Raw genomic sequence first — 25474 nt, 5'->3', positions numbered from 1 at the left:
TTATTATCGCAAAAAATGTTGAAACCTGAAAATCGGTGTTTTATTTTATAACACCATTGTTTAAACTTCATTGTGCAAAGTTTTGAAAAACATTCCGCAAAGCTTTATATATCCAAGTCCGGATATTCAACAAAATTGTTGAAAACTATGTTGAAAATGTTGAAATAGTCCGTTTAATTGTCCTTGAGGTTTTTGATTATGTCGTCAACGGTATCTTTTAGCTGTTTGTTCTCTTTAAGATTTTTAACAACGTCCTGATAGTGTATGGTCATAGTTGAATGATTTTTGTTAAGCTCATTTCCTATCTGTATAAAGGTCATGCCCTTTACGTCCTTGAAGAGATAGATCGCTATTTTTCTTGCAAGGGATACGTTTGCACGTCTGTTTGTTGATTTTATGTCGTCAGCAGTAACGTCAAATGCCGCCGCTACCTCCTGAAGTATCCTGTCAACCGTTATCTCAGCAGGGTGATTTTCAATGATTATTTCCTTAATTATCCTCTGAGCCATAGATATGGACGGGCTTTCATTCGTATAAATGGTAAGAGCCTTTATTTTGTTTACAGTTCCCTCAAGCTGACGTATGTTCGTCTTTATCTTCTCTGCTATTATCCTTACGACATTGTCAGAAAGCTGTAAGTCCAGCATATCAGCCTTTTTCTTTACGATAGCCATTCTTGTTTCAAAATCAGGCGGTGTAACGTCTACCTGAACGCCCAGTGAAAATCTGGTAAGTATCCTGTTTTGAAGCTTGGATATCTTTGACGGTGCAATATCCGATGTGAGAACTATCTGCTTGCCCGCATTGTAAAGATCATTGAAGGTATGGAAAAATTCCTCCTGCATACGCTCCTTGCCTGCAATGGTCTGTATATCGTCTACCATAAGATAGTCGGCATTTCTGTATTTATCATGAAATTTATTAGTTTCCTTTGACTCGATAGCTTTAACGAGCTGGTTTATAAAGGATTCACCTGTGGTGTAAATAATTTTCAGCTCAGGGTGATTTTTCTTTACCTCATGCTCGATAGCTTTCATAAGGTGAGTTTTTCCAAGTCCCGAATCACCGTATATGATGAGAGGGTTGAATATAGTATTTGTGTTAGACGGAGTTTTCTGATCTTCGTCATACTTATGTGCGACAGCTGTGCTGAAAGCATAGGCAAGATCGTTCGATTTACCTTTGATAAAGTTATCAAAGGTAAGATTGTTGTTTTCTTCATCAGAAAAGTCAGCCACCTTGACTTCTATATCCTTTTCCTCAGTTTCATTAACTTCTTCTTTGTCTTTAACAAGTATTTTTATATCTACCTCAAAGCCCAAAGTGTTGAGAAAAGCTTCTTTTAAAAGATTCTCATAGGCGTTCATAGTGATATCTCTTGAAAAATCAGAATCAGTGAGCAAATAAGCCACATTGTTTTCAAGCTTCATTGGTTCAAGTATCTTTATCCATTTGTTATATCCCGGCTCGCTGATACTTTTGCAGTTTCGGCAATATTTCAGGACCTCCTGAAATACGTCATTAAAGGAATCCATTGTTTCTCCATAACCTCCTAGAAAATAGCTCTGCCTGTGCGGTGTTTCCGCTGTCCGCCGTGACCCCTGTCAAACAGACGGCAGGTCAGAGTTTTAAAAAAATATATAAACAGGCATAATTAATCAATTCTATACTATTATAGCACACTTGACTTAAAATTTCAAGTCCTATATATTATATATAAGGAAAGAAATAAGAATAAAAAGTATGTTTTTCAAAGATAAGAAAAAACACTTAATACAGATAAAATTTATATTTGGCACACAATATATTGTATGCTCATAAAAAATGAGGACGTAAGCGGCAGGTTTTTCGGACAGTAAGCCCCTCAAAGCAAAGAAAAATAATATCAAAAAAAATATAAAAATATTATGAACAGGCTTGACAAATGGTGTGTGAATGAGCTATAATATTAAATTACAAGGGCTTTTTTCATAGCGATATTGTAATTTGCTGTGACCCTATAAGTTTAAACATCTCCGAGGACGTTTTTTTGTATAAAATGACGGGGTGTTGAAAGCGGAAGGAGGAGAATTCGATGAAAAGAACATATCAGCCTAAAAAGCTTCAGAGAAAGAAAGTTCACGGCTTCATGAAGAGAATGTCTACTGCTAACGGCAGAAAGGTACTCGCAAGAAGAAGAGCAAAGGGCAGAGCTAGACTCAGCTACTAAGAGATACAGGCAGTTTCTGATGATAAGTCTGACAGGCATTATTCAGGCGGTTAGTTACGCCTGAATCGATGTCCCTAGGCAGTTGTATTTAAGCGTTGTTGGACGCTGCCTCAGATGACCTATATACCATTCATTGATTTGCATGGTATTGGGTCTTTATCTTTTTTTGGCAAAATTGCCGTGAAAAGGCGAAAAGAGTAAAAACAGTACACAATGGGGAAATGAAGATGCTGTTCACAACGGTTTTAAAGGATAACAAGGCATTTTTAAGGTGCTATAAAAAGGGAAGATTTTGTGCAGACAGTTTTGTAGCAGCATATTTTTATCCCAACGGCAGCCCATACAACAGGCTCGGCATAACGGCAGGCAAAAAGCAGGGCTGCGCAGTAACGAGAAACAGAATTAAGAGAATAGTAAGAGCCGCCTACAGACTTAACGAGGCGGAATTTCCGCTGGGCTATGATATAGTTTTTGTGGGAAGAAACGATATAGGGGAAAAGAAAACTCAGGATATTGAAAGATTTATAAAAAAAAGACTCATAAAAGAGATGAATAAGCCTGTTCCAAATAATAACAGGTCAGGCAGGGCAAAGAGAAAGTAAAATGAGTAAACTGGCTCAGCTGCTGATAAGGTTTTATCAGCGATTTATAAGTCCTCTTTTCGGACCAAGGTGCAAGTATTATCCAAGCTGTTCGGCATATGCGCTGGAGGCTTACAGAAAACACGGCTTTTTTAAAGGCACGCTGCTCACTGTATGGAGACTGCTTAGGTGCAACCCGTGGAGTCTGGGAGGGGTTGACTATGTTCCTGACAAGCTTACCACTGAGTATTTTAAAATCAGAAAAAAATAAGCCTGAGAGCTTAATCAGATATATAGGTTATCAATATGACAAATAATTGATCTGGAGGATATTAAATGGGTATTATTGCGACCCCTTTGGGCTGGATAATGAAGGGCTGCTATTTTGTATGCAAGAACTACGGAATAGCACTGCTGCTTTTCACTATCCTTACAAGACTTATAGTATTTCCGCTTAACGTCAAGCAGCAGAAGAGCATGGCAAGAATGACCATGCTTCAGCCTGAGCTTGAAAAGATAAAGAAGAAATACGCTAAAAATCAGCAGAAGATGCAGGAAGAGCAGATGAACCTTTACGCCAAGGCTGGCGTAAACCCTATGGCAAGCTGTTTGCCAATGGTCATCACAATGGTCATTCTGTTTGCTCTTATCCCTGTTATTTACGGACCTCTTACCTACGTTTCAAACGCAGATAAAGAGGAGCTTACAGACTCAAACAACATGATATCGAATCTTTATGTTGTCAGTGCTGAGGTAAAAAGCAAGGATACTACTATAGAAAAGCTTATTGAAAAGTTTGAGAAAGACGGTGCTACTGAGGACGAAGCTTATGATAAGCTTGAAAAGCTTTTAACAGATAAGGACAAGTATCCAAAGTCTGCAAAGGCACTTTCTAATGACAACAAGATATCGAACGTTATGGATGCTATTAAGGCTCATAATGATATAGATACTTTTATTCTTAACGAGAATTACTTCTCCACAAACCTCATTCAGTCAAGACCTGAGCTTATGACTTTCGTTTTCACTGAAAAAGAGGGCGGACAGTATGCAGATGTGCTTCCAACAAGCGTAAAGGCTGCGGCTGAAGATTTCAACTACAGCATTTTCGGACTTTTCCTTGGAAAGATACCAACAATGAAGGATCTTTCCTGCATTATCCCTATTGTATCAGCACTTTTGCAGCTTATAGTGACATTCGTTTCACAGCATTTTGCAAAGAAAAACAATCCTGACGCTGCTAATATGGGCGGAATGGGAATGAAGATAATGCTTTATGGTATGCCTATCTTCTCACTGTGGATCGGTTTCAGCTATCCGGCAGGTCTTGGTCTTTACTGGTGCTATTCTTCACTGTTTGCACTTGGACAGACTATCGTACTCAATAAGATCTACACACCTGAACACGTTGCAGAGCTTGTTCAGAAGGATATAGCAAAGCAGAAAAAGAAGGGCAAGCCTACTCTTATGGAGAAAATGGCTGAGGCTCAGATGATACAGGCTGGTAAGGATCCTGCTGAGATCAGAAAGTCACTTTCTGACGATGAGGATTACGATGAGCCTAAGAAGAAAACAAAGACGGAGCTTAAAGACGAGCAGAGAAGACGTCTTAACGAAGCCAGAAAGAGAATGGCTGAGAAATATGGCGACGAATATGACGATTCACAGGATTGACCTGTTGTTGACTAAACTTTTTTAGCGAGAGGAGCAGAAAAAATGAAACAGATCTTTACAGCCGCAACTGTAGACGAAGCAAAGAACAAGGCGGCAGTTGAATTTGGAACAGAAGTAGAAAAGATCACTTTCACAGTTCTTGAAGAGCCTAAAAAGGGCTTTTTCGGAAAGATCAAGGGTGAGGCAAAGGTAGAAGCTGAATATGAGCCTGAAACAAAGGTAGAAACTGTAACTGAAAAAACAGAGGCTGTTGAAGAAAAGGCAGAAGTTCAAGAAGAAGTCAAGGCAGAGGCAGAGTGGAGCGACACTTTGCAGAAAAAGGCTGACTGTGCAAAGGAATATATACTCAATGTTATAAAGGCAATGGGTATAGAAGACACAGAGATCGAGGTAACAAAGCTTGAAAACGGCGCACTTTTTGAGATAAAGAGCGAAGAGTTCGAGAAGCTTATCGGCAAGAAGGGCGATATCCTCGATTCACTTCAGTATCTTGCATCACTTGTATGCAACAGGATAGACAGAGAATATTTCAGAATATCCACAGATTGCAATGGTTTCAGGGCAAGAAGAAAGACCCAGCTCGAAGAGCTTGCAAAAAAGATAGCAAACAACGTAAAGAGAAGCGGTCATTCATCAGCTCTTGAGCCAATGAATCCATATGAGAGAAGAATCATTCACGCTGCTGTATCAGAGATCGAGGGTGTAACATCTCAGTCAAAGGGTGAAGAGCCATGGAGAAAGGTAATAATCAGCTCTACAACACCTAGAAAGTATGACAACAGAGGCGGCTACAAGAAGAACGGCGGCAGAAGAAGAAACAACAATAATCGCCGCTCAAAGGGTTTTGACATCACAACAAGCTTTGAAAAGGACTACAAGAAGCCAAAGCCAGAGGACACAATGAAGGATTCAGGTCTTTACTCAAAGATAGAGTTCTAAATTAAAAATGACAATAAGAAAACACGCTGAATTTTGGTTCAGCGTGTTTTTTTGTGCATATATTCGTATTATAATTTTTTCTTTTTCATTTGACCCTTGTTGCGTGGATATTTCTCAGGCGTTTCAGATACTTTTCTTATGAGGATAAGCATTCTGCCGTCGCCTGTTGGAAGTTCATAATCAAAGACCTCTTCGACCTTTCCTCCCAGTATCTTAATAGCATTTTTAGCCTCTTTCAGCTCATCATTTCCTCCTGAGCCTTTCAATGCAACGAAATATCCTCCGACTTTTACAAAAGGCAGGCAATACTCGCATAGGTCGCTGAGGTTTGCCACCGCTCTTGCTGTGGCAATGTCAAATTGTTCACGGCACTCCATGCTTCTGCCAAGCTCCTCTGCTCTGCCATGTATACAAGTCGCACCAAGGTCAAGACTGTCTGAAAGCTGTGCAAGAAAATTTATCCTCTTATTAAGGCTGTCAAGAAGTGTAAGCTTTATATCGTCACGGACGATTTTCAGCGGACAGGACGGAAATCCTGCCCCTGTGCCGACATCTATTACCGTTGCATTTTCTTTTACCTCGAAAAGTGTGAAAGGATAAACGCTGTCAAAAAAATGTTTTATTGCAATGCCCTCAGGGTCAGTGATAGCAGTAAGATTTATTTTCTCGTTCCATTCACAAAGCAGATCTGCATAAGCTTCAAAGCGTGAATAATCACTGTCAGATATTGTTATATCATAATTATCAAAAAGCTTTATAAAATCGTCCTTAGAAATAAGCTTTGACATACTATTCCTCCCTATGGTCATTCTTTGATGAGAGCCATACCAAAAGCACACCCACGTCCGCAGGGTTTACTCCGCTGATTCGGCTTGCCTGACCAACTGATACAGGCTTTATCTTATTGAGCTTTTCAACTGCTTCAAGTCTAAGACTTTTTATATCATTATAGTCAATATCCGCAGGCAAAGCCTTTTTCTCCAGCTTTCGCATGGCCTCCACCTGTTCAAGCTGTATCTTTATGTAGCCGTCATATTTTATCTGCAACTCTACCTGCTCTTTTACTTCTGCTGAAAGCTCAGGTCTTTCCTTATCGAAAGGAGCAAGACCGTCATATGACACCTGTGGTCTGCGGATAAGCTGAGCAAGCTTTATGCCGTTGTTGAGAGGGTCAGTGCCTACAGATTCAAGATAGGCATTTATCTCAGGATCTGGCGCAATATTTATTTTTGAAACACGCTTTATCTCAGCGGCTATCTGTTCATTTTTGTCAAGCAAATGCTGATATCTTTCGTCTGAGATAAGCCCTATCTCATGACCTATAGGCGTAAGCCTTATATCAGCGTTATCTTGTCTTAGCAAAAGTCTGTATTCGCTTCTTGATGTGAGCATTCTGTAAGGGTCTGAACAACCCTTTGTAACAAGGTCATCAATAAGAGTGCCTATGTATGAGGACGCTCTGTCAAGAATAAGCTGTTTTCTGCCGAGAATTTTCAGTGCGGCATTTATGCCTGCGATAAGACCTTGTGCGGCGGCTTCTTCATATCCCGAAGTGCCGTTGAACTGACCTGCACCGTAAAGACCGTCAAAAGCCTTGAACTCCAGCGTAGCAGAAAGCTCTGTAGGGTCGCAGCAGTCATATTCTATGGCATAGGCGTTTCGCATTATCTCAACGTGTTCAAGTCCTTTTATAGTGTGCAAAAATTGAAGTTGAACGAACTCAGGCAGTGATGACGACATACCTTGCAGATAATATTCGTCAGTGTCAAGACCCATTGGCTCAATAAAAAGCTGATGCCTTGGCTTGTCAGAAAATCTCATTATTTTGTCCTCGATAGACGGACAGTATCTTGGACCAATAGCGTGTATCCTACCCGAATATATAGGTGAAAGATGTATGTTATCTCTTATTACCTTGTGTGTTTCTTCATTTGTATAGGCAACATAACATTTTACTTTATTTTCAAGCTTTTCATGATTATCAAAAGAAAATGGCGTTATCTCATCGTCACCGCACTGAACTTCAAGCTTGTCAAAATCTATGGAACGCTTGTGTACACGGGCAGGAGTGCCTGTTTTGAAACGTCTTATTGTCATTCCTGCCTTTTTAAGACATTCTGTCAGACTAAGTGCAGGCAAAGTTGCGTCAGGACCGCTTGAATATGATACTGCACCCACATGGACAGTGCCGCCAAGGTAAGTTCCCGTTGAGATAACAACAGCCTTGCAGTCATACTCAGTGCCAAGCTTTGTACGCACACCACGGACAGTCTTGCCGTCCTCCTCAAATAAAATATCAGTTATCTCAGCCTGCTTCAGATAAAGCCCGTCAGTATCTTCGATAGTCTTTTTCATAAGCTTATGATATTCAACACGGTCTATCTGCGCCCTCAGACTATGAACGGCAGGACCTTTTCCACGGTTGAGTATCCTGCTTTGCAGAAAAGTTTTATCCGCCGCCTTGCCCATTTCGCCGCCCAAAGCGTCTATCTCACGAACAAGATGTCCCTTTGCAGTTCCGCCTATAGAGGGGTTGCATGGCATATTGGCAACACCGTCAAGTGTTATGGTAAAAAGTGCCGTCTTTAGTCCAAGGCGTGCCGCCGCCAAAGCCGCTTCACAGCCTGCGTGACCTGCACCTACCACAATAATATCAAAATATTCCTTTTGCATAATAAAACCACCTGTCTGAAAATAAGACCATATAAATTACTTTCCTACGCAGAATTTTGAAAATACCTCGTCTACCACCGCTTCTGTAGCTTTTTCTCCTGTCAGCTCCAAAAGTGCATTTGCGCCATTGTCTATCATCACAGTAACAGCGTCCAAAGTCTCTCCCATATCAAGGCTTTCAAGAGCCATGGCAAGATATTTTCTTGCACGTTCTGCACAGGCTATTTGACGCTCGTTTGCAAAAATCGTGCTGTCAGCGTCATATCCGCCAATGCCCAAAAGCTTCTCTGTGGCCTTTTGCAGCTCTTCTCTGCCCTCGTCAAGCTTCGCAGAAATCTCTATCACATAGTCTGAATATTTTTCAAGCTGAGACCTTTCAACAACATTTTCAAGGTCAGACTTGTTGAGAACTATGATAACTTTCTTTCCAAGCTTTTTCACATATTCAAGCAGTTCTTTGTCTTCTTCGTCAAGCTCTCTTGAAATGTCGAAAACTTCTATCACAAGCATAGCGTTTTTAAGCTTTTTCTTTGCAATATCAACGCCTATTTTTTCAACTTCATCATCAGTTTCATGTATACCTGCAGTGTCGGAAAGCTTCAAAATAAGCTCGCCAAGCTTTGCACTTTCTTCGATAACATCTCGTGTAGTGCCTGCCACATTTGTGACTATGGAGCGGTCATATCTCAACAGCATATTCATGAGGGTCGATTTTCCAACGTTCGGCTTGCCTGCGATAACAGTGTCAACACCGTTTTTCAGTATCATACCGCTGTCATGATCTGCTATTATTTTATCAAGCCCTGCCAAAGCGTTTTTAAGGCTCTCTCTGAGATTATCCTCAGATATCTCAGGCAAGTCCTCCTCTGGATAATCCACCCATGCCGCAAGTTCACCTAGTATTGTGACAAACTTTCTTGACATATCAGAAATCAGTCTGAAAAGCCTGCCCTCTTTTGTGAGATTTGCAGAATTAAGTGCATATTCTCCCTGAGCGGAGATAGTTTCCATTACGCCCTCAGCCTGAGTAAGTGAAAGCTTTCCGTTGAGAAAAGCCCTCTTTGTGAACTCACCCCTCTGAGCAAGCTCTGCACCCTGTTCAATGCAAAGTCTGAGAACTTTTTTTGTAACATATATTCCGCCATGGCATGATATCTCGCAGACGTTTTCACCGGTGTATGACTTAGGCGCACGGAAAACCGTCAGGACACCGTCATCAACTTCTCTGCCGTTTTTGTCAACTATTTTTCCGTATGCACAGGTATAGCCTGCCATGTTTTCAACACTTTTGCATGACAAAGGTTTAAAAACCTTTGAACCTATGCTTATGGCGTTTTCTCCGCTTATTCTTATTACAGATATTCCCCCCTCAGCAAGGGGTGTTGAAACAGCACATATATCTTTCATTTTTACCTCTTTTTACTCCGACAGAGCCTTTCCCTGCCATGAATTTCTTCTTCCCATTTCCTTGTCTATCTCGTTCATAACGCAGAATTTTTTCAAACTCCACAAAGGTGCAACAAGGTCGTCCTTTGCACCGTCGCCTGTCACACGCTGTATTACTATCTCCGCAGGCAGAAGCTCCAACTGGTCACAGACGATATTAACATACTCGTCCATATCCAAAGCCCGAAATTCTCCACGCTCATACATCTGTGCAAGCACAGTGCCTTTTAAAACGTGCAGAAGATGTATCTTAATGCTTTGTATATCGAGCTGACCGAGAGTTTTAGCCGTTTCAAGCATCATATCCCTATCCTCACCGGGAAGCCCGTCGATGATATGCACGCACACATTCACATTGCGTTTTCTCAGCATTTCATAGCCTTTGAGAAAATCCGCAAAAGTATGACAGCGGTTCATTTTCAAAGCCGTTTCATCATGGATAGTCTGCAAGCCAAGCTCTACAGTAAGAAAAGTCTTTTCCGCAAGCTCACCGAGGAGGTCGGCTTTTTCTTCGTTGATGCAATCTGCCCTTGTTGCGATAGAAAGCCCTGCCGTATTTTCAAATGACAGGGCTGTATAAAACATTTTTCTCAGCGTTTCAACGTCAGCATAGGTGTTTGAGCCTGCCTGAAAATACGGTATGCACAGACCATTGCTCCACTTTTTGCTCATTTTCTCCCTTATCTCTCTGTACTGAGTAAGGATATCCTCATGAGGGTCGCCTGCAAAATCTCCGCTCATTTTTGCCGAGCAGAACACACAGCCTCCCACACCTTTTGTGCCGTCTCTGTTCGGACAGCCAAGGTCAATATTAAGCGGTATCTTGAAAACCTTAGTGCCGAACTTGTGCCTTAGATAATAATTGTAGGTATGATATCTTTTATTGTCATCAGAATAGGGAAAAGGGTTATCAAATCTGCTATTCATCTGACGGTCCCTCAGTTTGCTCGGTGGTAGGTTCTGTAGTTTCAGTCGGCCGAGTTGTGGTCTCAGTTGCCTTTGTTGTGGTCGTGGTAGTAGTAGGACCAGGCTGTACTATAGGCTCAGTTTCGGTGACAGTATAGTAAGGCTTGTCATTATTTGTGGTAGTGGAAGCCGTTGAAGTCGTTGTGGTGCTTTCAGTTTCCTCTGGTCTGTCAATAGCAGTGGTAGTTGTTGTTTTTTTCTTGTTCTCTTTTTTCTTTGTGGTAGTTACTTCACCGTCCTGCGGTTTTGCAGTGGTGGTGATAACATTTTCGTCAGGATCATCACTGTCATTATTAGTCGGATGATCGAAGCTGTTGTGGTTAGAATCAGTATTGTCAGGAGTTTCCTTTATAGGGTCAGTGACCTTATTGCCGATACCATAAATAAGAGAGATACGCTCCTCAACAGCTTTCATGGCGTCAGGAAAAGGTATACTATTATTATAAGAGTCCTCCAATGCCTGAGTGTAATCCCCTGAAAAGAAAGTCTTGAATGTTAAAGACAGATTGTTGTCCTCCACAATGTCGCTTCCTGAAACTGAAATAAAGAATATGCAGGCAAATAGCATTATGACCGCTATGGAAAGAAGATTTATAAAGCTGTAATGCTCCTCCAAATTCGTTTTGGCAAGCTCTTCAGCCGCTTCCTCCGCAGCCTCGCATTCCTCCGGTATCTCATATTCATTGTCACCGTGAACGATATTGAATCGTGTAGTTTTCTTATCCATTAGTATTTTCCTCTTTTTATGCCGCATATTCCGCCGCAAGTGTTATAACGCTCACTGCAAAAACAAGCACTGTCATAATGGTCTTTGTTATCATAACTCTGCCATAAGCCGCCTGAGACTTCTGTGAAAGCTTTTTAAAAATCTTGCAGAAAGCCCTTTTTGCAGGTGGGCAGACAATAAAGAACGATATTACTATAAGGGTGATATTTTTCAGCACTGCACTTTTTACAGACACGCTCAAGGTGTATTTCACATTTACTCCTGCAAGTGCAAAGAGCCATTTTTTGTAGCCATAGAAGCTGTCAAAATAAAGTCCGCCAAAAATAACGAGAGCTGTCAGCAAAAGATAAATATACTTCACAAGGTCAGGCAGCTTTGAAAGCGGTCTTTCAAGAAACAGCTTTTCAAGGATACAAAGCACTGCCGTACAAAGTCCGACGATAATGAAATTCACCTTTGCCTGATACCATATAGAAAGAGCCAGACCGCAAAGTATATAGCACACAAAAGTAAAGACCTTGTTCATGTTTTTTTTGCAGCAGAAAACCTCGCTGAAAAAATCAACAACAGTTGTATTGAAGCTTTTTATCATACCAGTGAAAAGTCCGTCAGCTTCAATGTTTGTGTAGTTGTCAGGATAAACAAAGCCGTTTGTAAGACCAAGACCCTTTGCCATATCCGAAAGTCCTGTGAAAAGAAAATAATACTGTGCCAAAAATGACAGCATACCAAGCCAACAGCCAAGGGTAGTTATCTCGTTGCCGTTAAGTCCTGCAAGCTTTATCTGTTCAAAAACGCCTGCAAGAAGCACCACCTTGCCAAAACCAAAAACTATCTTATTAAGTCCCTGATTGAGCTTTGCTCCTGTGATCTCACGATGCCTTATCTGTGGCTCAATATCACCGTATCTCACAAGAGGTCCCACAAGCATGAAATGCAGTGACACCATATAAGTCAAAAGGCAGAAAATGTTTTTTTCTGCTTTGCAGTTGCCCTTGAAAACGTCATAGACATAAGAAATTCCTCTGAGCATATAATAACCCATACCAAGTGGAAGTATGGCGGCGTCAAAACTGAGCTTTTTTACCTTATTATAAAGGATATTCTGACCGAATATTAGCATAAGAGATACGTTCATTATAATATCCAGCACTAAAAATATCCTGCAAAGGGCTTTGTTCTCACGGTTTTTTGAAATAATAAGACCAAATATCCAATCGAGGATAACTGACAGGAAAATAAGACAGAACGCAAAAGGTCTGCCCCAACTGAAAAACAGCAGGGAACAAACTATCAGAATGAGGTTTTTATATTCTGCACTTCTGTCGAAAAGCGAAATAATGGTCATTATCGGGAACATTCCCAGTATAAATATAAGATCGGAATAAACCAAAATAAATTGCTCCTTAATATTTCTATATGTTAAGATATTTTTATATTTCTTTTGCTTATGATTTATACCTATAATTTTATCACAATTCACTAAATATAGCAAGCAAAATTATAAAGAAAATCTAAATTTTTCAGTTTTCTTCAAAAAGTATTTGCAATTAATAAAAACTGTGGTATAATTATAGTAAATAAATGTGCAATTCTACTTGGGGAAGGAGTGGCAGAGTTGGCTTCAATTTTAGTTACAGGAGCAAGCGGAATGATAGGCTTGTACCTTACATCCAGCTTACTGCACAAAAAGCATCGTGTATTCGGTATAGATACACGCAAAAATGAGTTTATTGGAACTGATCCAAACTATACTTTTATCCAGTGTGATATTACAGATAAGGACGCTATTACAAATGTAATCGATAGTAACAAGATCGACGTTGTCGTGCATCTGGCAAATTCTGTAGATAACGATATAGATCCATATGTAACAGACGCTGAGATGAAAAAGAGCAAGATATGTGATAAGTTCATATATGCGGCTGCAAACAAGGCTGAGGTAAGGAGCTTTATCCTGCTCAGCACAACAGCAATATATGGTGTACAGAAAGGCAGAGAACCAATAAGGGAAACTGCTCCTGAAAAGGGAAATTCAAACTATGCAGATCTTAAGATGACATCTGAGAAGATAATGCAGAAGGAATTTAAAAAGTCTGAAACTATACCTGTTATTGCCAGAGTAGCTCCTATTTATGACGCTGAGTATACACAAAATCTGAGAGACAGAGTATTTGACGCAAAGGAAAATGTAGCATACATATTCAATGATGGAGAATACGGTTTTTCATTCTGCTGTGTATTCAATCTTATCGACTTTATAAATGGTATTATCAATGTACCGTCAGGAAGATATGAGGGAATCTACAATCTTGCTGATTCAAGGCTGATAACGGCAAAAGAGATAATTGATTATGAAAAGGAACATCACCGCATAGGTGCAGTTATCCAGAAATCACCTGGAATGGGACTAAGCATCAACAAAGGTAAGATGAAAACTGATTATCGCTATTTTGACCCATCTATCACATTCAACAACTGGAACATAGACAACACAAGGGCAAAGAGAATAGCACCTTTCAGATGGACACTTTCAAACACAAAATAAACTCACAAAGGCAGTCCCAGGGCTGCCTTTTTTGTATTGTTCCATGTGGAACATTTGATAAAACAGGAGAGCTAAGATATCATGGAAAGCAATAGGTTAGTTAAAATATTATGTGTTGTCTGTGCGGCAGGCTGTTGTCTTTCCTCTTGCGGAAGCACAGGGGAAGAAAAGCCCAAAAAGCTTTCAAGCGTCAGCACAGGAGTCACCACAACAGTGACCACAAATAAAAAGTCTGCCGAAACTATCACAGGTTCAGTGACTACTATACAAACAGCAGCGACTTGTACAAAGATAGTTTTTGATGGCGGCTATACCCTTTTTGCAAATGTGCAGGGGGGATATACTCTTATAAACAGTTCAAATGAGATAGTGAACTCTTTTGAGATAACTGATGATAACGGTGATAAGCTTATACTGACTTGTGACGGAAATATTGTCACTGTCACTAAGAACGGAAAAAAGGTCAACTCGTTCAGTTATAAAGGCACAAGGATAATAATATCAGCCAACGAGGTCTACTATGCAAACACAAAGGTGACATATGTTGATGAAAGCTTCAGCAGCTTTAACGTAACTGACAAGGTGACTATAAGGTGTATCGCAGAGAACAAGTTTGAAATTGTAAAAGACGGCAAGACAGTAAAGAAAGCTACTGTAAAAGATGTGAACGGCTCGAAGTATGTGCTTGAAGCCATGGATAAGGGCATGGAGATAACAAACACTGATAATGAGCTTATGGAATCCATAGTGGTAGGCAATAACTACATAAGCGTGTCAGGGGATAAGGTGGTCATAAACGGAAAGACCATGCGGCCACCTCACAGTGCAGATATAAAAGCTGTGACTACAACTGTTACTACAACAACGACAACGGCTACTACTACCACAACGACTTCAAAGAAAACTGAAAAGAAAACAGAAACGCAAACTGAAACTGTTACCGAGCCTATGCAGGAAGAACAGCCCTCTGCTCCTCAGCCTGCCGAGCCTACTGAACCTGATTCAAGCACGAATATGTCAAACAGAAATCTTTCTGCTGAAACATCTGAAATGCTTGGCTATGTAAATGAGGTTAGAAAACAGTATGGTTTAAGAGAGCTTGAGGGACTTGAGTTTCTCGACTCTGCGGCAGATGTGCGAGCGAAAGAACTTTTAGATAATTATTCTCATGACAGACCTGACGGCAATTCATACATCACAGCTATAGAAGAAACTGACCTTCCTGAATGGCGTGCGGCGGCTGAAAATATCGCATATGGTATGAACAGCATGACCACAGTAAAAGAAGCCTTTGACGCATGGATGGATTCACCGCCTCATAGAGAAAATATCCTCAACCCTGATGTGCGATACATGGCGTGTGCAAAAGCTACAAAGTCAGACAACGGGAAATACACCTATTGGGAACAGCTTTTTTACAGCGATATATAAAAAAATTTGGACAGACTTTTGAGCCTGTCCAATTTTTTTTGTTCCATGTGGAACATTTTATTCTGTCTGCTTCTCCGATGGTATCTTTATAATATATTCGATATAATCCTCATGGTCGATACGTTTTGCGTCAGCGTTCACTCCCGCCAGTCTCATAACATATATCGCCTTATTGACACTGTTGAAAAACAATCTAACATCTTTTAACATAGCCGCTCTTTTGTGATAGCTTGCACGCTTTTCATCATCTTTCAGAAGCTTGGCAATATATTTTTCCAATGTGTCAACTGTCCAACCACTTTCAGCCGCTTTGTTCAACACAGCAAGCCTGCGGTCATTATCTGTGATCTTTAGCAAAGCCCTTGCGTGACGTTCTGACATATTGTTATCGAGAATTATTTTGCGTTCCTCAGCGTTAAGTTTCAGAATACGAAGTTTGTTTGCAACTGTGGATTGAGCAAGTCCCAGACGAATAGCCGCAGATTCCTGAGTCATGCCATATTTTGTGATGAGCTGAGAGATCGCTTCGGCTTCTTCAAAAAAGTTCAGGTCACAACGTTGGATATTCTCTATAAGTGCAATGACCTGCGAACGTTCCTCTGTGGCGTTGATAAGTATACACGGCACTGACCTTAATCCTGCAAGCTTTGCCGCACGCAAACGTCGCTCACCTGACACAAGCTCAAAAGTGCCTTTTACACGCCGCACTGTGAGAGGTTGTATGATCCCGTCCTGAGAAATGCTTTTTGCAAGGCTTGTTAGTTCGGCAGGTGAGAAATATCGCCTTGGCTGGACAGGGTTCGGCCTTATCTCTCCTATGGAAATGTCGATTATTTTGCCTAACGTCTGATAGGGTGAAGCCCTTTGTGATTCGTCAGTTTCTTCGGTGAAAGCTTTTGCTAATGTTTTTGGGAAAATACTCATATTTTATACCTCCGTTTCGTTTTAAAATAATCATAACACTTCACGATACTCAATTCTATATTTTATTCAGAAAACTTTTCTGCTCTTTATGACCTTGATTTTGATATTGATACTTTATTCTTTGTATTATTTTCTAAATTGTCATGGGCTTTGTCGAATAAAGTAAAAATCTGATTTGTTCCATGTGGAACATTTTCAAGAAAATTTGTAAAAGGGTCTTTTCAAAAGTGAAAAATTGTAGTATAATAAATATGATATAATTCTACTAAGAAAAGAGGTCAAGAATATGGGGAAAATAATTGCCGTTTCAAATCAGAAAGGCGGCGTTGGAAAATCTACTACTGTTGTAAATCTTGCAGCGGTTTTTGGACTAAAGGGCAAAAAAGTCCTGATCGTTGACTTTGACCCACAGGGCAATACTACTACAAGCTTTGGTATAAAGAAAAAAAGTATCAGAAATACAGTGTTTGATGTAATATTTGAAGAATGTTCGATATTTGAAGCTGTCGTGCCAACTTCCTGCCGTGGAGTTTCAGTTGTGCCGACAACTCAGGATCTTTCAGGTGCATCTGTGTCACTTGTGAATGAAAAGGACAGAGCAATGAAGCTTCGCAACGCTCTTATGCCTGCAAAAGAATTTTATGACTACATATTTATAGATTGTCCCCCAACTCTCGATATGCTCACAATAAATGCACTTGCGGCGGCTGATTCTGTACTTATCCCTCTCCAATGCGAGTTTCTTTCTTTGGAGGGTCTTGTTGAGCTTCACAATACTATCAACAGAGTAAAAGTTTCTTTCAATCCTGACCTTGATATTGAGGGCATTTTGTTTACAATGTGCGTTGAAAGATACAAGATAACAGGCCAGATAATAAGCGAGGTCAAAAAGCATTTTGCAAAGGAAGTCTTTGAAACTACCATACCGAGAAACGTTGCCTTGTCGGAAGCACCAAGCTTTGGTGAGCCGGCTATTTATTATGATAAGAAGGCAAAAGGCTCAAAGGCATATGAAAATCTTGCAAAAGAAATAGCTAAAAGAGAAAAGAAAAAAGCGGCAAAGAATAAAGAAAAATAAAGAAAAAAATAATGTTCCACATGGAACATTGTATCTTATAATGTGAAAGGAAAATACAATGGCTAAAAAAAGCAAAATGGACAGAGGCTTGGATAGCCTGTTCTTTGATAATTCTATAGATGAGATCGCACGATCTGATAGTGAATCGGGAAAAAATGATGATGGCGAAAATGGCATTTCAACAGTAAGGATATCTCTTATTGAGCCTGACAAAAATCAGCCACGTTCTGAGTTTGAAGAGGACGCTCTTAATGAGCTTGCGGAAAATATCAGACAGCATGGTGTTTTGCAGCCCATACTTGTAAGACCTCTTGACAATGGAGGATATAAGATAGTTGCAGGCGAGCGCAGGTGGCGTGCGGCACGTCTGGCTGGACTTGATGAGATACCTGTTTATATAAAGGAGCTTACAGATCTTGAGGCCGCTGAGATATCCATTATTGAAAATATCCAGCGTAAAGACCTTACACCTCTTGAGGAGGCTGCAGCTTATCAGACTCTTATGGAAACCTATGGTCTTACTCAGCAGCAGGTAGCAGAAGCTGTTGGACGTTCACGTTCCGCTGTGGCAAACTCTATCAGACTTCTTTCCCTTAGCGAAAATGTGCAGGAAATGCTCCGTGACAAAAAGCTCACCGAGGGTCACGCAAAGGTGCTTGCAGGCGTTGCGGATAAGGATACTCAGGAGAAGCTTGCCACAGAGTGTATAGAAAAGGGCTGGACGGTAAGAGAGCTTGAAAAAGCTATCGCCGCTTTGGAAACAAATAAAAAAGCTGAAAAGAAAATAAAGCGTACTATCACAAATCCTATGTATACTGAGTTTGAGATAAGAGTAAATCAGGCCACTGATAAGCTTCGTGTAAGTTTAAGCGAGGATAAAAAAGGCGGCTCAAAGCTTGATGTAAAATTCAGCTCTGATGTTGATGTGGATAAGATACTCAATGCCCTCGCCGAACTTCTTATGAACTGCTAGTTTTATAATTTAAATATATGAAAAATGTCTGTTTCGGCAGGCATTTTTTTTATCTATGTAATACAGCACGTCTGAAATATGAGGAAGTCATAACTAACCGAAAATAGGGGGTTTACAGCGTATAAATCAAGAAAAAATGTGGTAAAAGGTCTTTACAAATTGAAAAATAAGTGGTATACTATAAGAGTTAAAACAGATGTATCCTGAGAAAGTTTGTTACAGCTTACTTTTGAAGAAGATATCTGCTGTCCTTAAAAAGACGTGCTTGAAAAAGTACGTCAAAAAGGAAATTTGAGTTTTGAGCTTTTGCTTGAAATATCGAGAAAGGAATGATTCTAAAATGGCAAGAAAAATGAAAACCATGGACGGAAACAACGCTGCTGCTTGGGCGTCATACCCATTTACAGAAGTTGCTGCTATCTATCCAATCACACCATCATCTGTTATGGCAGAAGTAACAGACCAGTGGGCTGCCAAGGGTAAGGAAAACCTGTTTGGCACTCCTGTAAAGCTTGCAGAAATGCAGTCTGAGGCAGGTGCTTCAGGTACAGTACACGGCTCACTTGCAGCCGGTGCGCTCACAACAACATATACAGCATCACAGGGACTTCTTCTTATGATCCCTAACCTGTATAAGATCGCAGGTGAGCTTTTCCCTTGCGTTATCCATGTATCTGCAAGATGTGTAGCTTCACACGCACTTAATATTTTCGGCGACCATTCTGACATCTATGCTTGCCGTCAGACAGGTTTTGCTATGCTTTGTTCTTCAAATGTACAGGAGGTAATGGACCTGGGTACAGTTGCTCACCTCTCAACTATCGAGGGCAGAGTACCATTCATCCACTTCTTTGACGGATTCAGAACATCTCACGAGATCCAGAAGATCGAGACATGGGATATGGAAGACGTAAGAGATATGGTTGACTTCGAGAAGGTAGAGGAGTTCAGAAAGAGAGCTCTTAACCCTGAGCATCCTGTACTTAGAGGTACAGCTCAGAACCCTGATATCTTCTTCCAGGCAAGAGAAGCTTGTAACCCATACTATGACGCTATCCCTGGCATCGTAGAGGATTACATGAACAAGGTAAACGAAAAGATCGGCACAAACTACAAGCTGTTCAACTACTACGGCGCACCAGACGCTACACACGTTATCGTAGCTATGGGTTCTGTTTGTGACACTATCGAAGAAACAATTGATTACCTCAACGAGAAGGAAGGCACAAAGCTCGGTCTTGTTAAGGTTAGACTTTACAGACCTTTCCGTGCTGACAAGCTCGTTGAAGCTATCCCTTCAACTTGTGAGCAGATCTCAGTTCTTGACAGAACTAAGGAGCCAGGTTCTGAGGGCGAGCCTCTTTATCTTGACGTTGTTGCTGCTCTTAAGGGTACACAGTTCCATGATGTAGCTATCGCTTCAGGCAGATATGGTCTTGGTTCTAAGGATACAACTCCTGCACAGATCAAGGCTGTTTACTGGAATGCAAGCTGGAAGGATACATACAAGCCAAGATTTACTATCGGTATCGAAGACGATGTTACAAACCTCTCTCTCGAAACTGAGGGCAAGCTTGACTCTGCTCCAGCAGGCACAACAGCTTGTAAGTTCTGGGGTCTTGGTGCTGACGGTACTGTTGGTGCAAACAAGAACTCTATCAAGATCATTGGTGACCATACAGATCTGTATGCTCAGGCATACTTTGCATATGACTCTAAGAAGTCAGGCGGTGTAACAGTTTCTCACCTGAGATTCGGTAAGACACCTATCAAGTCAACATACCTTATCAATCAGGCTGACTTTGTTGCTTGTCATAACGAGTCTTATATCACTAAGTACAACATGGTACAGGATATCAAGCCAGGCGGAACATTCCTTCTGAACTGCCAGTGGGAGCATGAAGAGCTGGATAAGCACCTCCCAGGTCAGGTAAAGAGATATATCGCTGAGAACAACATCAAGTTCTATACTATCAACGGCGTTAAGATCGGTAAGGAGATCGGTCTGGGCAACAGAATAAACACTGTTCTTCAGTCTGCATTCTTCAAGCTTGCTAACATCATTCCTATCGACGACGCTATCAAGTACATGAAGGACGCTGCTACAGCTTCTTATTCTAAGAAGGGCGACGCTATCGTTAAGATGAACCATGACGCTATCGACGCTGGATGTCAGCAGGTTCACGAAGTTAAGGTTCCTGCATCTTGGAAGAAGTGCAAGGATACTCCAATGGGTATGCCTGCCGCTAAGTGCGCAGATAAGACACTTCAGGACTTCGTAAACAACATCCAGATCCCTTGCAACGCTCAGGAGGGCGACAAGCTCCCTGTTTCAACATTCACAGGTATGGCAGACGGTACATTCCCACAGGGTTCTGCTGCATTTGAGAAGAGAGGTATCGCTGTTGACGTTCCTGCATGGAATGGTGACAACTGTATCCAGTGTAACTTCTGTTCATATGTATGTCCACACGCAGTTATCAGACCTGTTGTAATGACAGACGCTGAGCTGAAGAAGGCTCCTAAGCTTGCTCAGGAGAAGGCAGTAGCTATGACAGGTATGCCTGGTTACAACTTCGTAATGACAATGTCTGCTCTGGACTGCACAGGCTGCGGTTCTTGCGTAAATGTTTGTCCTGGTAAGAAGGGCAACAAGGCTCTCAGCATGATGCCACTTGAAACTCAGCTCGCTGAGCAGGAAGTATTCAACTATGGTCTTACACTTGCTGAAAAGCCAGAAGTATTCGATAAGTTCAAGGCAACAACAGTTAAGGGCTCACAGTTCAAGCAGCCACTGCTTGAATTCTCAGGCGCTTGCGCAGGCTGCGGTGAAACACCTTATGCTAAGCTCATCACACAGCTCTTTGGTGACAGAATGTACATTGCTAACGCAACAGGCTGTTCATCAATCTGGGGTGGTTCTGCTCCTTCAACTCCATACACAGTAAACAAGGACGGCAAGGGTCCAGCTTGGGCTAACTCACTGTTCGAGGATAACGCTGAGTATGGTTACGGTATGTACCTTGCACAGTCCACTATCAGAAACAGAACTATCGCTAAGGTTCTTGAACTGTCTAAGACAACTAAGGCAGCAGCTCTCAAGAAGGCTTGCGAAGAGTATCTTGAAACAGTAGACGACGGCGAGAAGAACTCACCAGCTACAGATAATCTTATCGCAGCTCTCAAGAAGACAAAGAACAAGGCTACTGAGGAGATCCTTAAGGACGCTGACTATCTGAGAAAGAAGTCAATGTGGATCTTCGGCGGCGACGGTTGGGCTTACGATATCGGATTCTCAGGCGTTGACCACGTTATCGCTCAGGGTCAGGACGTAAACATCTTCGTATTCGATACTGAGGTTTACTCAAATACAGGCGGACAGTCATCTAAGTCAACTCCAACAGGTGCTATCGCTCAGTTCGCAGCAGCTGGTAAGGAAGTTAAGAAGAAGGATCTCGCAGGTATCGCAATGTCTTACGGCTATGTATATGTAGCTCACGTTGCAATGGGTGCTGATTACAATCAGTGCATCAAGGCTATCCACGAGGCAGAGTCTTATCACGGCCCTTCAATCATCATCGGTTATGCTCCATGTATCAACCATGGTATCAAGGGTGGTATGTCAATTGCTCAGACAGAGGAGAAGAAGGCTGTTCAGGCTGGTTACTGGCATCTGTACAGATTCGACCCACGTCTTAAGGCAGAGGGCAAGAATCCATTTATCCTTGATTCTAAGGCTCCAACAGCTGACTATAAGGACTTCATCATGGGCGAGGTACGTTACAACGCACTTGCTAGACAGAATCCTGAGAGAGCTGAGAAGCTCTTTGGTAAGGCTGTTCAGAACGCAAAGGACAGATATGATTATCTGCTCAGATACGCTAAGCTTTACAATACTGAGGAAAAGTAATCTAAGTTACTATAAAAAAGACGCTCATGCACTTCGGTGCGTGGGCGCTCTTTTTTTTACCACAAAAAAAGGGTACTGCCACGTTGACAGTACCCTTTATATATGCAGTGGCGAACAGCGTTCGACCGTTTCTTTTATCGCATGGATAAAATATTATGGACTACATATCCTTTTTGATGAGATAAGTTTTCAGTATAGCCGCAGTTGTTTTTGCGTCAGGGAGCTTGTTTTCCATGACCATTTTGTAAGCTTCTTCAAGAGGCATTTTTGTTACGTCAAGGAACTCGCCCTCATCAAGGTGCTGCTCACCGAAATCAAGTCCCTCTGCCATATACATATGGATTATCTCGGTATCATAAGCCACTGTAGGATAAATACAGCCAAGATAAGTCATTTTTTCTGCCGTTGCACCTATCTCCTCTTTAAGCTCACGCTTTCCGCACTCCAAATGATCTTCACCGTATTCAAGCTTTCCAGCAGGTATCTCCATAAGTGCGGTCTTGAAAGGATAGCGGAACTGCTTTACAAAATAAACATTCTCGTCCTCGTCAAGAGCAACGATGCAAACTCCGCCAGGGTGATGAATGACCTCTCTAAGCGTCTTGTAGCCGTTTTCAAGCTCCACTTCATCACAAGTCAGGTGAACGACCCTGCCCTTGTATATCTCTTTTTCACTGATAGTTTTTTCGTTCTGATACATTTTATATCCTCCCTTTCAGGTTTATGCGTTCTTTTCAACAGGCTGAGCTTCTTCTTTTTTCTTTCTGCCTGTAAATCTCACTGCGCCAAGGTAAACGATAAGCGAGCCGAAGCCAACGGCTGTTATTACCTTGCCCCAGAAAAGTCCCTTTGTTTCGTAGGTAAACTGGATGTCGTTTGACCCGGCAGGACAAAGCACAGCCATAAAGCCGTAATCCACCTTTTCTATTTCCACGTCCTGACCATTCACCTTTGCGCTCCAGCCGTCATCATATGGAACTGAGAAGAACACAAGGTTATCCTTGTCAAGGTCGATCTTGGCGTTGAAACCGTAAGAGTCATAACTGAATGATGAACAACTGTTTGCACGTCTGTCAAGGCAGTTCTGATAATACTGATCTGTTGAGTAGTCAGTACCCTTAAAGCTGTAGTAGCTGAGAATATTATTGTATTTTGCAGCTTGTTCAGGGGTAAGCACAATGGCTTTCATGAGCATTGAGGTCTTGTCTACCTCTGAAGCCTTCTGAATGTCGCTGTCAAGGCAGTAGTAATCATAAGTGAAGCCCATTGGTACATAATATTTGTTTTCGTAAATGTTGAAACCGTTCTGAGTATCAACATATTCAAAGCCGTAGAGATTTGCAAGAGTTTCAGGCTTCGATACCTCTGTGATACCTTTTCTCTCACTTTCAGTAAGTTCATTGAAATAGTATTTTACGGAAAACAGGCTTCTTAGCGGATAGACCTTAGTTTCCATTCTTGATGCAACATCTCTCGTTTGTCCGATAGAGCTGTAGAAATCCATGATAGATGTTGAAACAACGCTGTGGAAGCATCTCATTGATGAAAGCTTCCAGAACATACACCAGTTGTCAACATTTTCTGAGGTATCTATTCTGTAGAAATTATTGTCAGCATTGTAGTTCTCTGATCCAGACTCCAGCTTATCCATGTTGATGTTGTCGCCACCGTTTATTGCTCTGTTGATGTAGTCGGTGTTGTCAGTACCCTGGCTTACGCCGTATACGATAGAAGAAGTCATGCAGATGACCACCGCAACCGCCGTCATTGCAGAAGCGATCTTCATGTAGTCGAGCTTCTTCTCTGCGACCACATATATAAGCGTGCCAAGCATTATTATCATTACTATAGTAACGATAGCCTGAATGTAGTAAAGTTCAATATATTCAGGGACTTTGCCATAGGATACAACGCCGTTTTCGTTTGTCGGAAGCAGACCGATGCCAATAAATATCGCACATACTACACAAACAGGCACAAATCCCTTTTTCAGATCGTCCTTGTTTTCTGCGATGACCTTTGCTGTCATAAGGCACATAAGCAGTATAGGCATATAATACCATCTTGCATAATATGACGCATTGAAAAGGACGAAAGAGGAGTTCAATATAGGCACGCAAGCCATTATACCGAACACGATAATAGCCTTTGTAAGCCAACTGTCTTTGCCTTTCTTTCTCGTTCTCATAAACGCTATAACGCCTGCCATTGAGAACATAGGCAGATAGCCTGCCATTGAAGCCCATCTTGCCTTGTCTGAGTTAAGAATATTTATTCTTGCAGGCATATCGGAAAGCATAAAGAACGATTGGATAATTCTTGGTATTCTTACATTTTCACCGTATATAACAAGGTCAAGTCCATAAAGTCTTTCGTTCACACGGTAGTTGCCCATTACGCTCAGCGCTGACGGCAGGAATATAACAGCGGATATCATCACACCGATAACAGCCTCAAGGATAAGCAGACCGAACTTCTTCATGTCAATTTCAAAGTCCTTGTCAAGGCATCTCAGGAAGAAGTAGATAACAACGAATACGACCTCGCAGGCAAAGAAGAAATAGCTTATTGTGGCGCATATTGCAACTGCTACCGCAAACGGACCCTTCTTGTTCTTTTGAACCAACAGTTCAAATCCTAAAAGCATGAGAGGGAAGAACGCAGTTGCGTCGTGGAAGTGGTTGAAGAAAACGTTGTAGGTCTGGAAGCCTGAGAAAGCGTAAAGCAGACCGCCTATAAAGCAGGCGCTTGTGTTGTCAACAAAAAATCTGATATAAGCGTAGGCTGTTATTGCGGCGATAGCCGTTTTCAGCGCAAGGAGCCATGGTATCAGATAAGGCACTGCACCTGACGGGAAAAGTGTAGTGAGCCAGAAAAATGGCGAGCCAAGGAGATAGAAAGCATATGAGCCAACAAAGCTCGAGCCTAAGTCCGTTCCCCAATCCCAGCCCATGTTTCCGCTGCGAACAGCGTCATGACAGTGCTGATAGAACATCATCTGCTGTGAGTTGAAGTCGCCATAGTAGAGAAAGATGCCCTTGTTCACTATCATTGACGGTATGAACGAGATCATCATGCCGATAAAAGCCACCGCAAACAGCAGCAGATACTTTTCTTTTGGCTTGCTGTCAGGGCTTTTTAAAAGTCCGTTTTTCTTAAACATTGTCTTGTCCTCTTTTTCTTTACTGATAATATATTGGTAAAAAACCATACACAATTCATTATAACACAGCTGCATATAAAAATCAACATTTTAAACAGTCTTTAGGACGATTTTGAATAAAAAAGCTCATACGCAAAAGCATATGAGCCAGTCTGTTGCAAAAATGTCAAATCAACGGGCGAACACTGTTCGCCCCTACATACAAACAACGTGAATATGCAAAAGCATATGA

The 25474-nt window shown here is 41.5% G+C and carries 20 protein-coding genes; 10 read left to right on the top strand and 10 right to left on the bottom strand.

All coding sequences use genetic code 11. The annotated features are described in order from the left end of the window. Positions 1–173 precede the first annotated feature (173 nt). A complete protein-coding gene (gene dnaA, locus AB5123_RS06855) occupies positions 174–1535 on the bottom strand; it encodes a chromosomal replication initiator protein DnaA (RefSeq protein ID WP_022287188.1) in 1362 nt (453 codons plus the stop codon). Positions 1536–2074: 539 nt separating this feature from the next. Between dnaA and rpmH the strand changes: the two genes are divergently transcribed. From rpmH to jag, 5 genes are all read left to right on the top strand, one after another. After that, the gene (rpmH, locus tag AB5123_RS06850) at positions 2075–2209 is read left to right on the top strand and encodes a 50S ribosomal protein L34 (RefSeq protein WP_022287187.1); all 135 of its coding nucleotides are present in this window, start codon (positions 2075–2077) and stop codon (positions 2207–2209) included. Between the two features lie 227 nt (positions 2210–2436). After that, positions 2437–2811, top strand: coding sequence for a ribonuclease P protein component (gene rnpA / locus AB5123_RS06845; RefSeq protein ID WP_022287186.1), 375 nt, complete (start codon positions 2437–2439; stop codon positions 2809–2811). 1 nt (position 2812) lies between these two features. Further along, complete coding sequence (yidD, locus tag AB5123_RS06840; RefSeq protein WP_022287185.1) at positions 2813–3061, top strand: membrane protein insertion efficiency factor YidD; 249 nt, start codon at positions 2813–2815, stop codon at positions 3059–3061. Positions 3062–3126: 65 nt separating this feature from the next. Further along, complete coding sequence (locus AB5123_RS06835) at positions 3127–4464, top strand: YidC/Oxa1 family membrane protein insertase (protein WP_117957384.1); 1338 nt, start codon at positions 3127–3129, stop codon at positions 4462–4464. Between the two features lie 42 nt (positions 4465–4506). Further along, positions 4507–5403, top strand: coding sequence for an RNA-binding cell elongation regulator Jag/EloR (gene jag, locus AB5123_RS06830; RefSeq protein WP_022287183.1), 897 nt, complete (start codon positions 4507–4509; stop codon positions 5401–5403). Between the two features lie 68 nt (positions 5404–5471). Here the strand turns inward: jag and rsmG are convergent, their stop codons facing one another. From rsmG to AB5123_RS06800, 6 genes are read right to left on the bottom strand one after another with little or no spacing between them, the layout of a single operon-like run. Then, the gene (rsmG, locus tag AB5123_RS06825; protein ID WP_337812365.1) at positions 5472–6191 is read right to left on the bottom strand and encodes a 16S rRNA (guanine(527)-N(7))-methyltransferase RsmG; all 720 of its coding nucleotides are present in this window, start codon (positions 6189–6191) and stop codon (positions 5472–5474) included. A gap of 1 nt (position 6192) precedes the next feature. Further along, positions 6193–8076, bottom strand: coding sequence for a tRNA uridine-5-carboxymethylaminomethyl(34) synthesis enzyme MnmG (gene mnmG / locus AB5123_RS06820; protein WP_337812364.1), 1884 nt, complete (start codon positions 8074–8076; stop codon positions 6193–6195). 36 nt (positions 8077–8112) lie between these two features. Then, a complete protein-coding gene (mnmE, locus tag AB5123_RS06815) occupies positions 8113–9483 on the bottom strand; it encodes a tRNA uridine-5-carboxymethylaminomethyl(34) synthesis GTPase MnmE (RefSeq protein ID WP_368364634.1) in 1371 nt (456 codons plus the stop codon). Between the two features lie 12 nt (positions 9484–9495). Next, positions 9496–10449 carry a TIGR01212 family radical SAM protein gene (locus AB5123_RS06810; RefSeq protein ID WP_288162742.1) on the bottom strand — a complete coding sequence of 318 codons (954 nt, stop codon included), beginning with the start codon at positions 10447–10449 and terminating at the stop codon, positions 9496–9498. Next, positions 10442–11215: a hypothetical protein gene (locus AB5123_RS06805; protein WP_117892106.1), complete on the bottom strand. Its 774-nt coding sequence runs from the start codon at positions 11213–11215 to the stop codon at positions 10442–10444. Before AB5123_RS06805 ends, AB5123_RS06810 begins: the two co-directional genes overlap by 8 nt. Before the next feature lie 16 nt (positions 11216–11231). Beyond that, complete coding sequence (locus AB5123_RS06800; protein WP_368364633.1) at positions 11232–12608, bottom strand: acyltransferase; 1377 nt, start codon at positions 12606–12608, stop codon at positions 11232–11234. 225 nt (positions 12609–12833) lie between these two features. Here AB5123_RS06800 and AB5123_RS06795 point away from each other — a divergent pair, with 225 nt between their 5' ends. Then, positions 12834–13763 carry an NAD(P)-dependent oxidoreductase gene (locus AB5123_RS06795; protein ID WP_038672779.1) on the top strand — a complete coding sequence of 310 codons (930 nt, stop codon included), beginning with the start codon at positions 12834–12836 and terminating at the stop codon, positions 13761–13763. 81 nt (positions 13764–13844) lie between these two features. Then, positions 13845–15194: a CAP domain-containing protein gene (locus AB5123_RS06790; RefSeq protein WP_337812338.1), complete on the top strand. Its 1350-nt coding sequence runs from the start codon at positions 13845–13847 to the stop codon at positions 15192–15194. A gap of 57 nt (positions 15195–15251) precedes the next feature. Here the strand turns inward: AB5123_RS06790 and AB5123_RS06785 are convergent, their stop codons facing one another. Continuing rightward, a complete protein-coding gene (locus tag AB5123_RS06785) occupies positions 15252–16118 on the bottom strand; it encodes a ParB/RepB/Spo0J family partition protein (RefSeq protein ID WP_117857017.1) in 867 nt (288 codons plus the stop codon). 286 nt (positions 16119–16404) lie between these two features. Here AB5123_RS06785 and AB5123_RS06780 point away from each other — a divergent pair, with 286 nt between their 5' ends. From AB5123_RS06780 to nifJ, 3 genes are all read left to right on the top strand, one after another. Continuing rightward, positions 16405–17196: a ParA family protein gene (locus AB5123_RS06780; protein WP_046439576.1), complete on the top strand. Its 792-nt coding sequence runs from the start codon at positions 16405–16407 to the stop codon at positions 17194–17196. 58 nt (positions 17197–17254) lie between these two features. After that, complete coding sequence (locus tag AB5123_RS06775) at positions 17255–18169, top strand: ParB/RepB/Spo0J family partition protein (RefSeq protein ID WP_337812339.1); 915 nt, start codon at positions 17255–17257, stop codon at positions 18167–18169. Positions 18170–18509: 340 nt separating this feature from the next. Further along, positions 18510–22079, top strand: coding sequence for a pyruvate:ferredoxin (flavodoxin) oxidoreductase (gene nifJ / locus AB5123_RS06770; protein WP_368364632.1), 3570 nt, complete (start codon positions 18510–18512; stop codon positions 22077–22079). 160 nt (positions 22080–22239) lie between these two features. On the opposite strand, the gene AB5123_RS06765 is transcribed toward nifJ, so the two are convergent. Further along, positions 22240–22779, bottom strand: a complete 540-nt coding sequence (locus AB5123_RS06765) for an NUDIX domain-containing protein (protein WP_038672772.1) — start codon at positions 22777–22779, stop codon at positions 22240–22242. A gap of 21 nt (positions 22780–22800) precedes the next feature. Further along, positions 22801–25242, bottom strand: coding sequence for a YfhO family protein (locus AB5123_RS06760; RefSeq protein ID WP_337643801.1), 2442 nt, complete (start codon positions 25240–25242; stop codon positions 22801–22803). Positions 25243–25474: the final 232 nt, after the last annotated feature.

The sequence above is a fragment of the Ruminococcus sp. RTP21204st1_B2_RTP21204_210225 genome (assembly GCF_040914135.1).
Taxonomy (GTDB): Bacteria; Bacillota; Clostridia; order Oscillospirales; family Ruminococcaceae; genus Hominimerdicola; species Hominimerdicola aceti.
The sequence above is the reverse complement of the archived record's forward strand: the minus strand, read 5'-3'. Positions and strand labels throughout refer to the sequence as shown.

Coding starts and splice junctions, on each gene's coding strand:
- dnaA (WP_022287188.1), bottom strand. CDS start 1,535: ATGGATTCCTTTAATGACGTATTTCAGGAGGTCCTGAAATATTGCCGA.
- rpmH (WP_022287187.1), top strand. CDS start 2,075: ATGAAAAGAACATATCAGCCTAAAAAGCTTCAGAGAAAGAAAGTTCAC.
- rnpA (WP_022287186.1), top strand. CDS start 2,437: ATGCTGTTCACAACGGTTTTAAAGGATAACAAGGCATTTTTAAGGTGC.
- yidD (WP_022287185.1), top strand. CDS start 2,813: ATGAGTAAACTGGCTCAGCTGCTGATAAGGTTTTATCAGCGATTTATA.
- AB5123_RS06835 (WP_117957384.1), top strand. CDS start 3,127: ATGGGTATTATTGCGACCCCTTTGGGCTGGATAATGAAGGGCTGCTAT.
- jag (WP_022287183.1), top strand. CDS start 4,507: ATGAAACAGATCTTTACAGCCGCAACTGTAGACGAAGCAAAGAACAAG.
- rsmG (WP_337812365.1), bottom strand. CDS start 6,191: ATGTCAAAGCTTATTTCTAAGGACGATTTTATAAAGCTTTTTGATAAT.
- mnmG (WP_337812364.1), bottom strand. CDS start 8,076: ATGCAAAAGGAATATTTTGATATTATTGTGGTAGGTGCAGGTCACGCA.
- mnmE (WP_368364634.1), bottom strand. CDS start 9,483: ATGAAAGATATATGTGCTGTTTCAACACCCCTTGCTGAGGGGGGAATA.
- AB5123_RS06810 (WP_288162742.1), bottom strand. CDS start 10,449: ATGAATAGCAGATTTGATAACCCTTTTCCCTATTCTGATGACAATAAA.
- AB5123_RS06805 (WP_117892106.1), bottom strand. CDS start 11,215: ATGGATAAGAAAACTACACGATTCAATATCGTTCACGGTGACAATGAA.
- AB5123_RS06790 (WP_337812338.1), top strand. CDS start 13,845: ATGGAAAGCAATAGGTTAGTTAAAATATTATGTGTTGTCTGTGCGGCA.
- AB5123_RS06785 (WP_117857017.1), bottom strand. CDS start 16,118: ATGAGTATTTTCCCAAAAACATTAGCAAAAGCTTTCACCGAAGAAACT.
- AB5123_RS06780 (WP_046439576.1), top strand. CDS start 16,405: ATGGGGAAAATAATTGCCGTTTCAAATCAGAAAGGCGGCGTTGGAAAA.
- AB5123_RS06775 (WP_337812339.1), top strand. CDS start 17,255: ATGGCTAAAAAAAGCAAAATGGACAGAGGCTTGGATAGCCTGTTCTTT.
- nifJ (WP_368364632.1), top strand. CDS start 18,510: ATGGCAAGAAAAATGAAAACCATGGACGGAAACAACGCTGCTGCTTGG.
- AB5123_RS06765 (WP_038672772.1), bottom strand. CDS start 22,779: ATGTATCAGAACGAAAAAACTATCAGTGAAAAAGAGATATACAAGGGC.
- AB5123_RS06760 (WP_337643801.1), bottom strand. CDS start 25,242: ATGTTTAAGAAAAACGGACTTTTAAAAAGCCCTGACAGCAAGCCAAAA.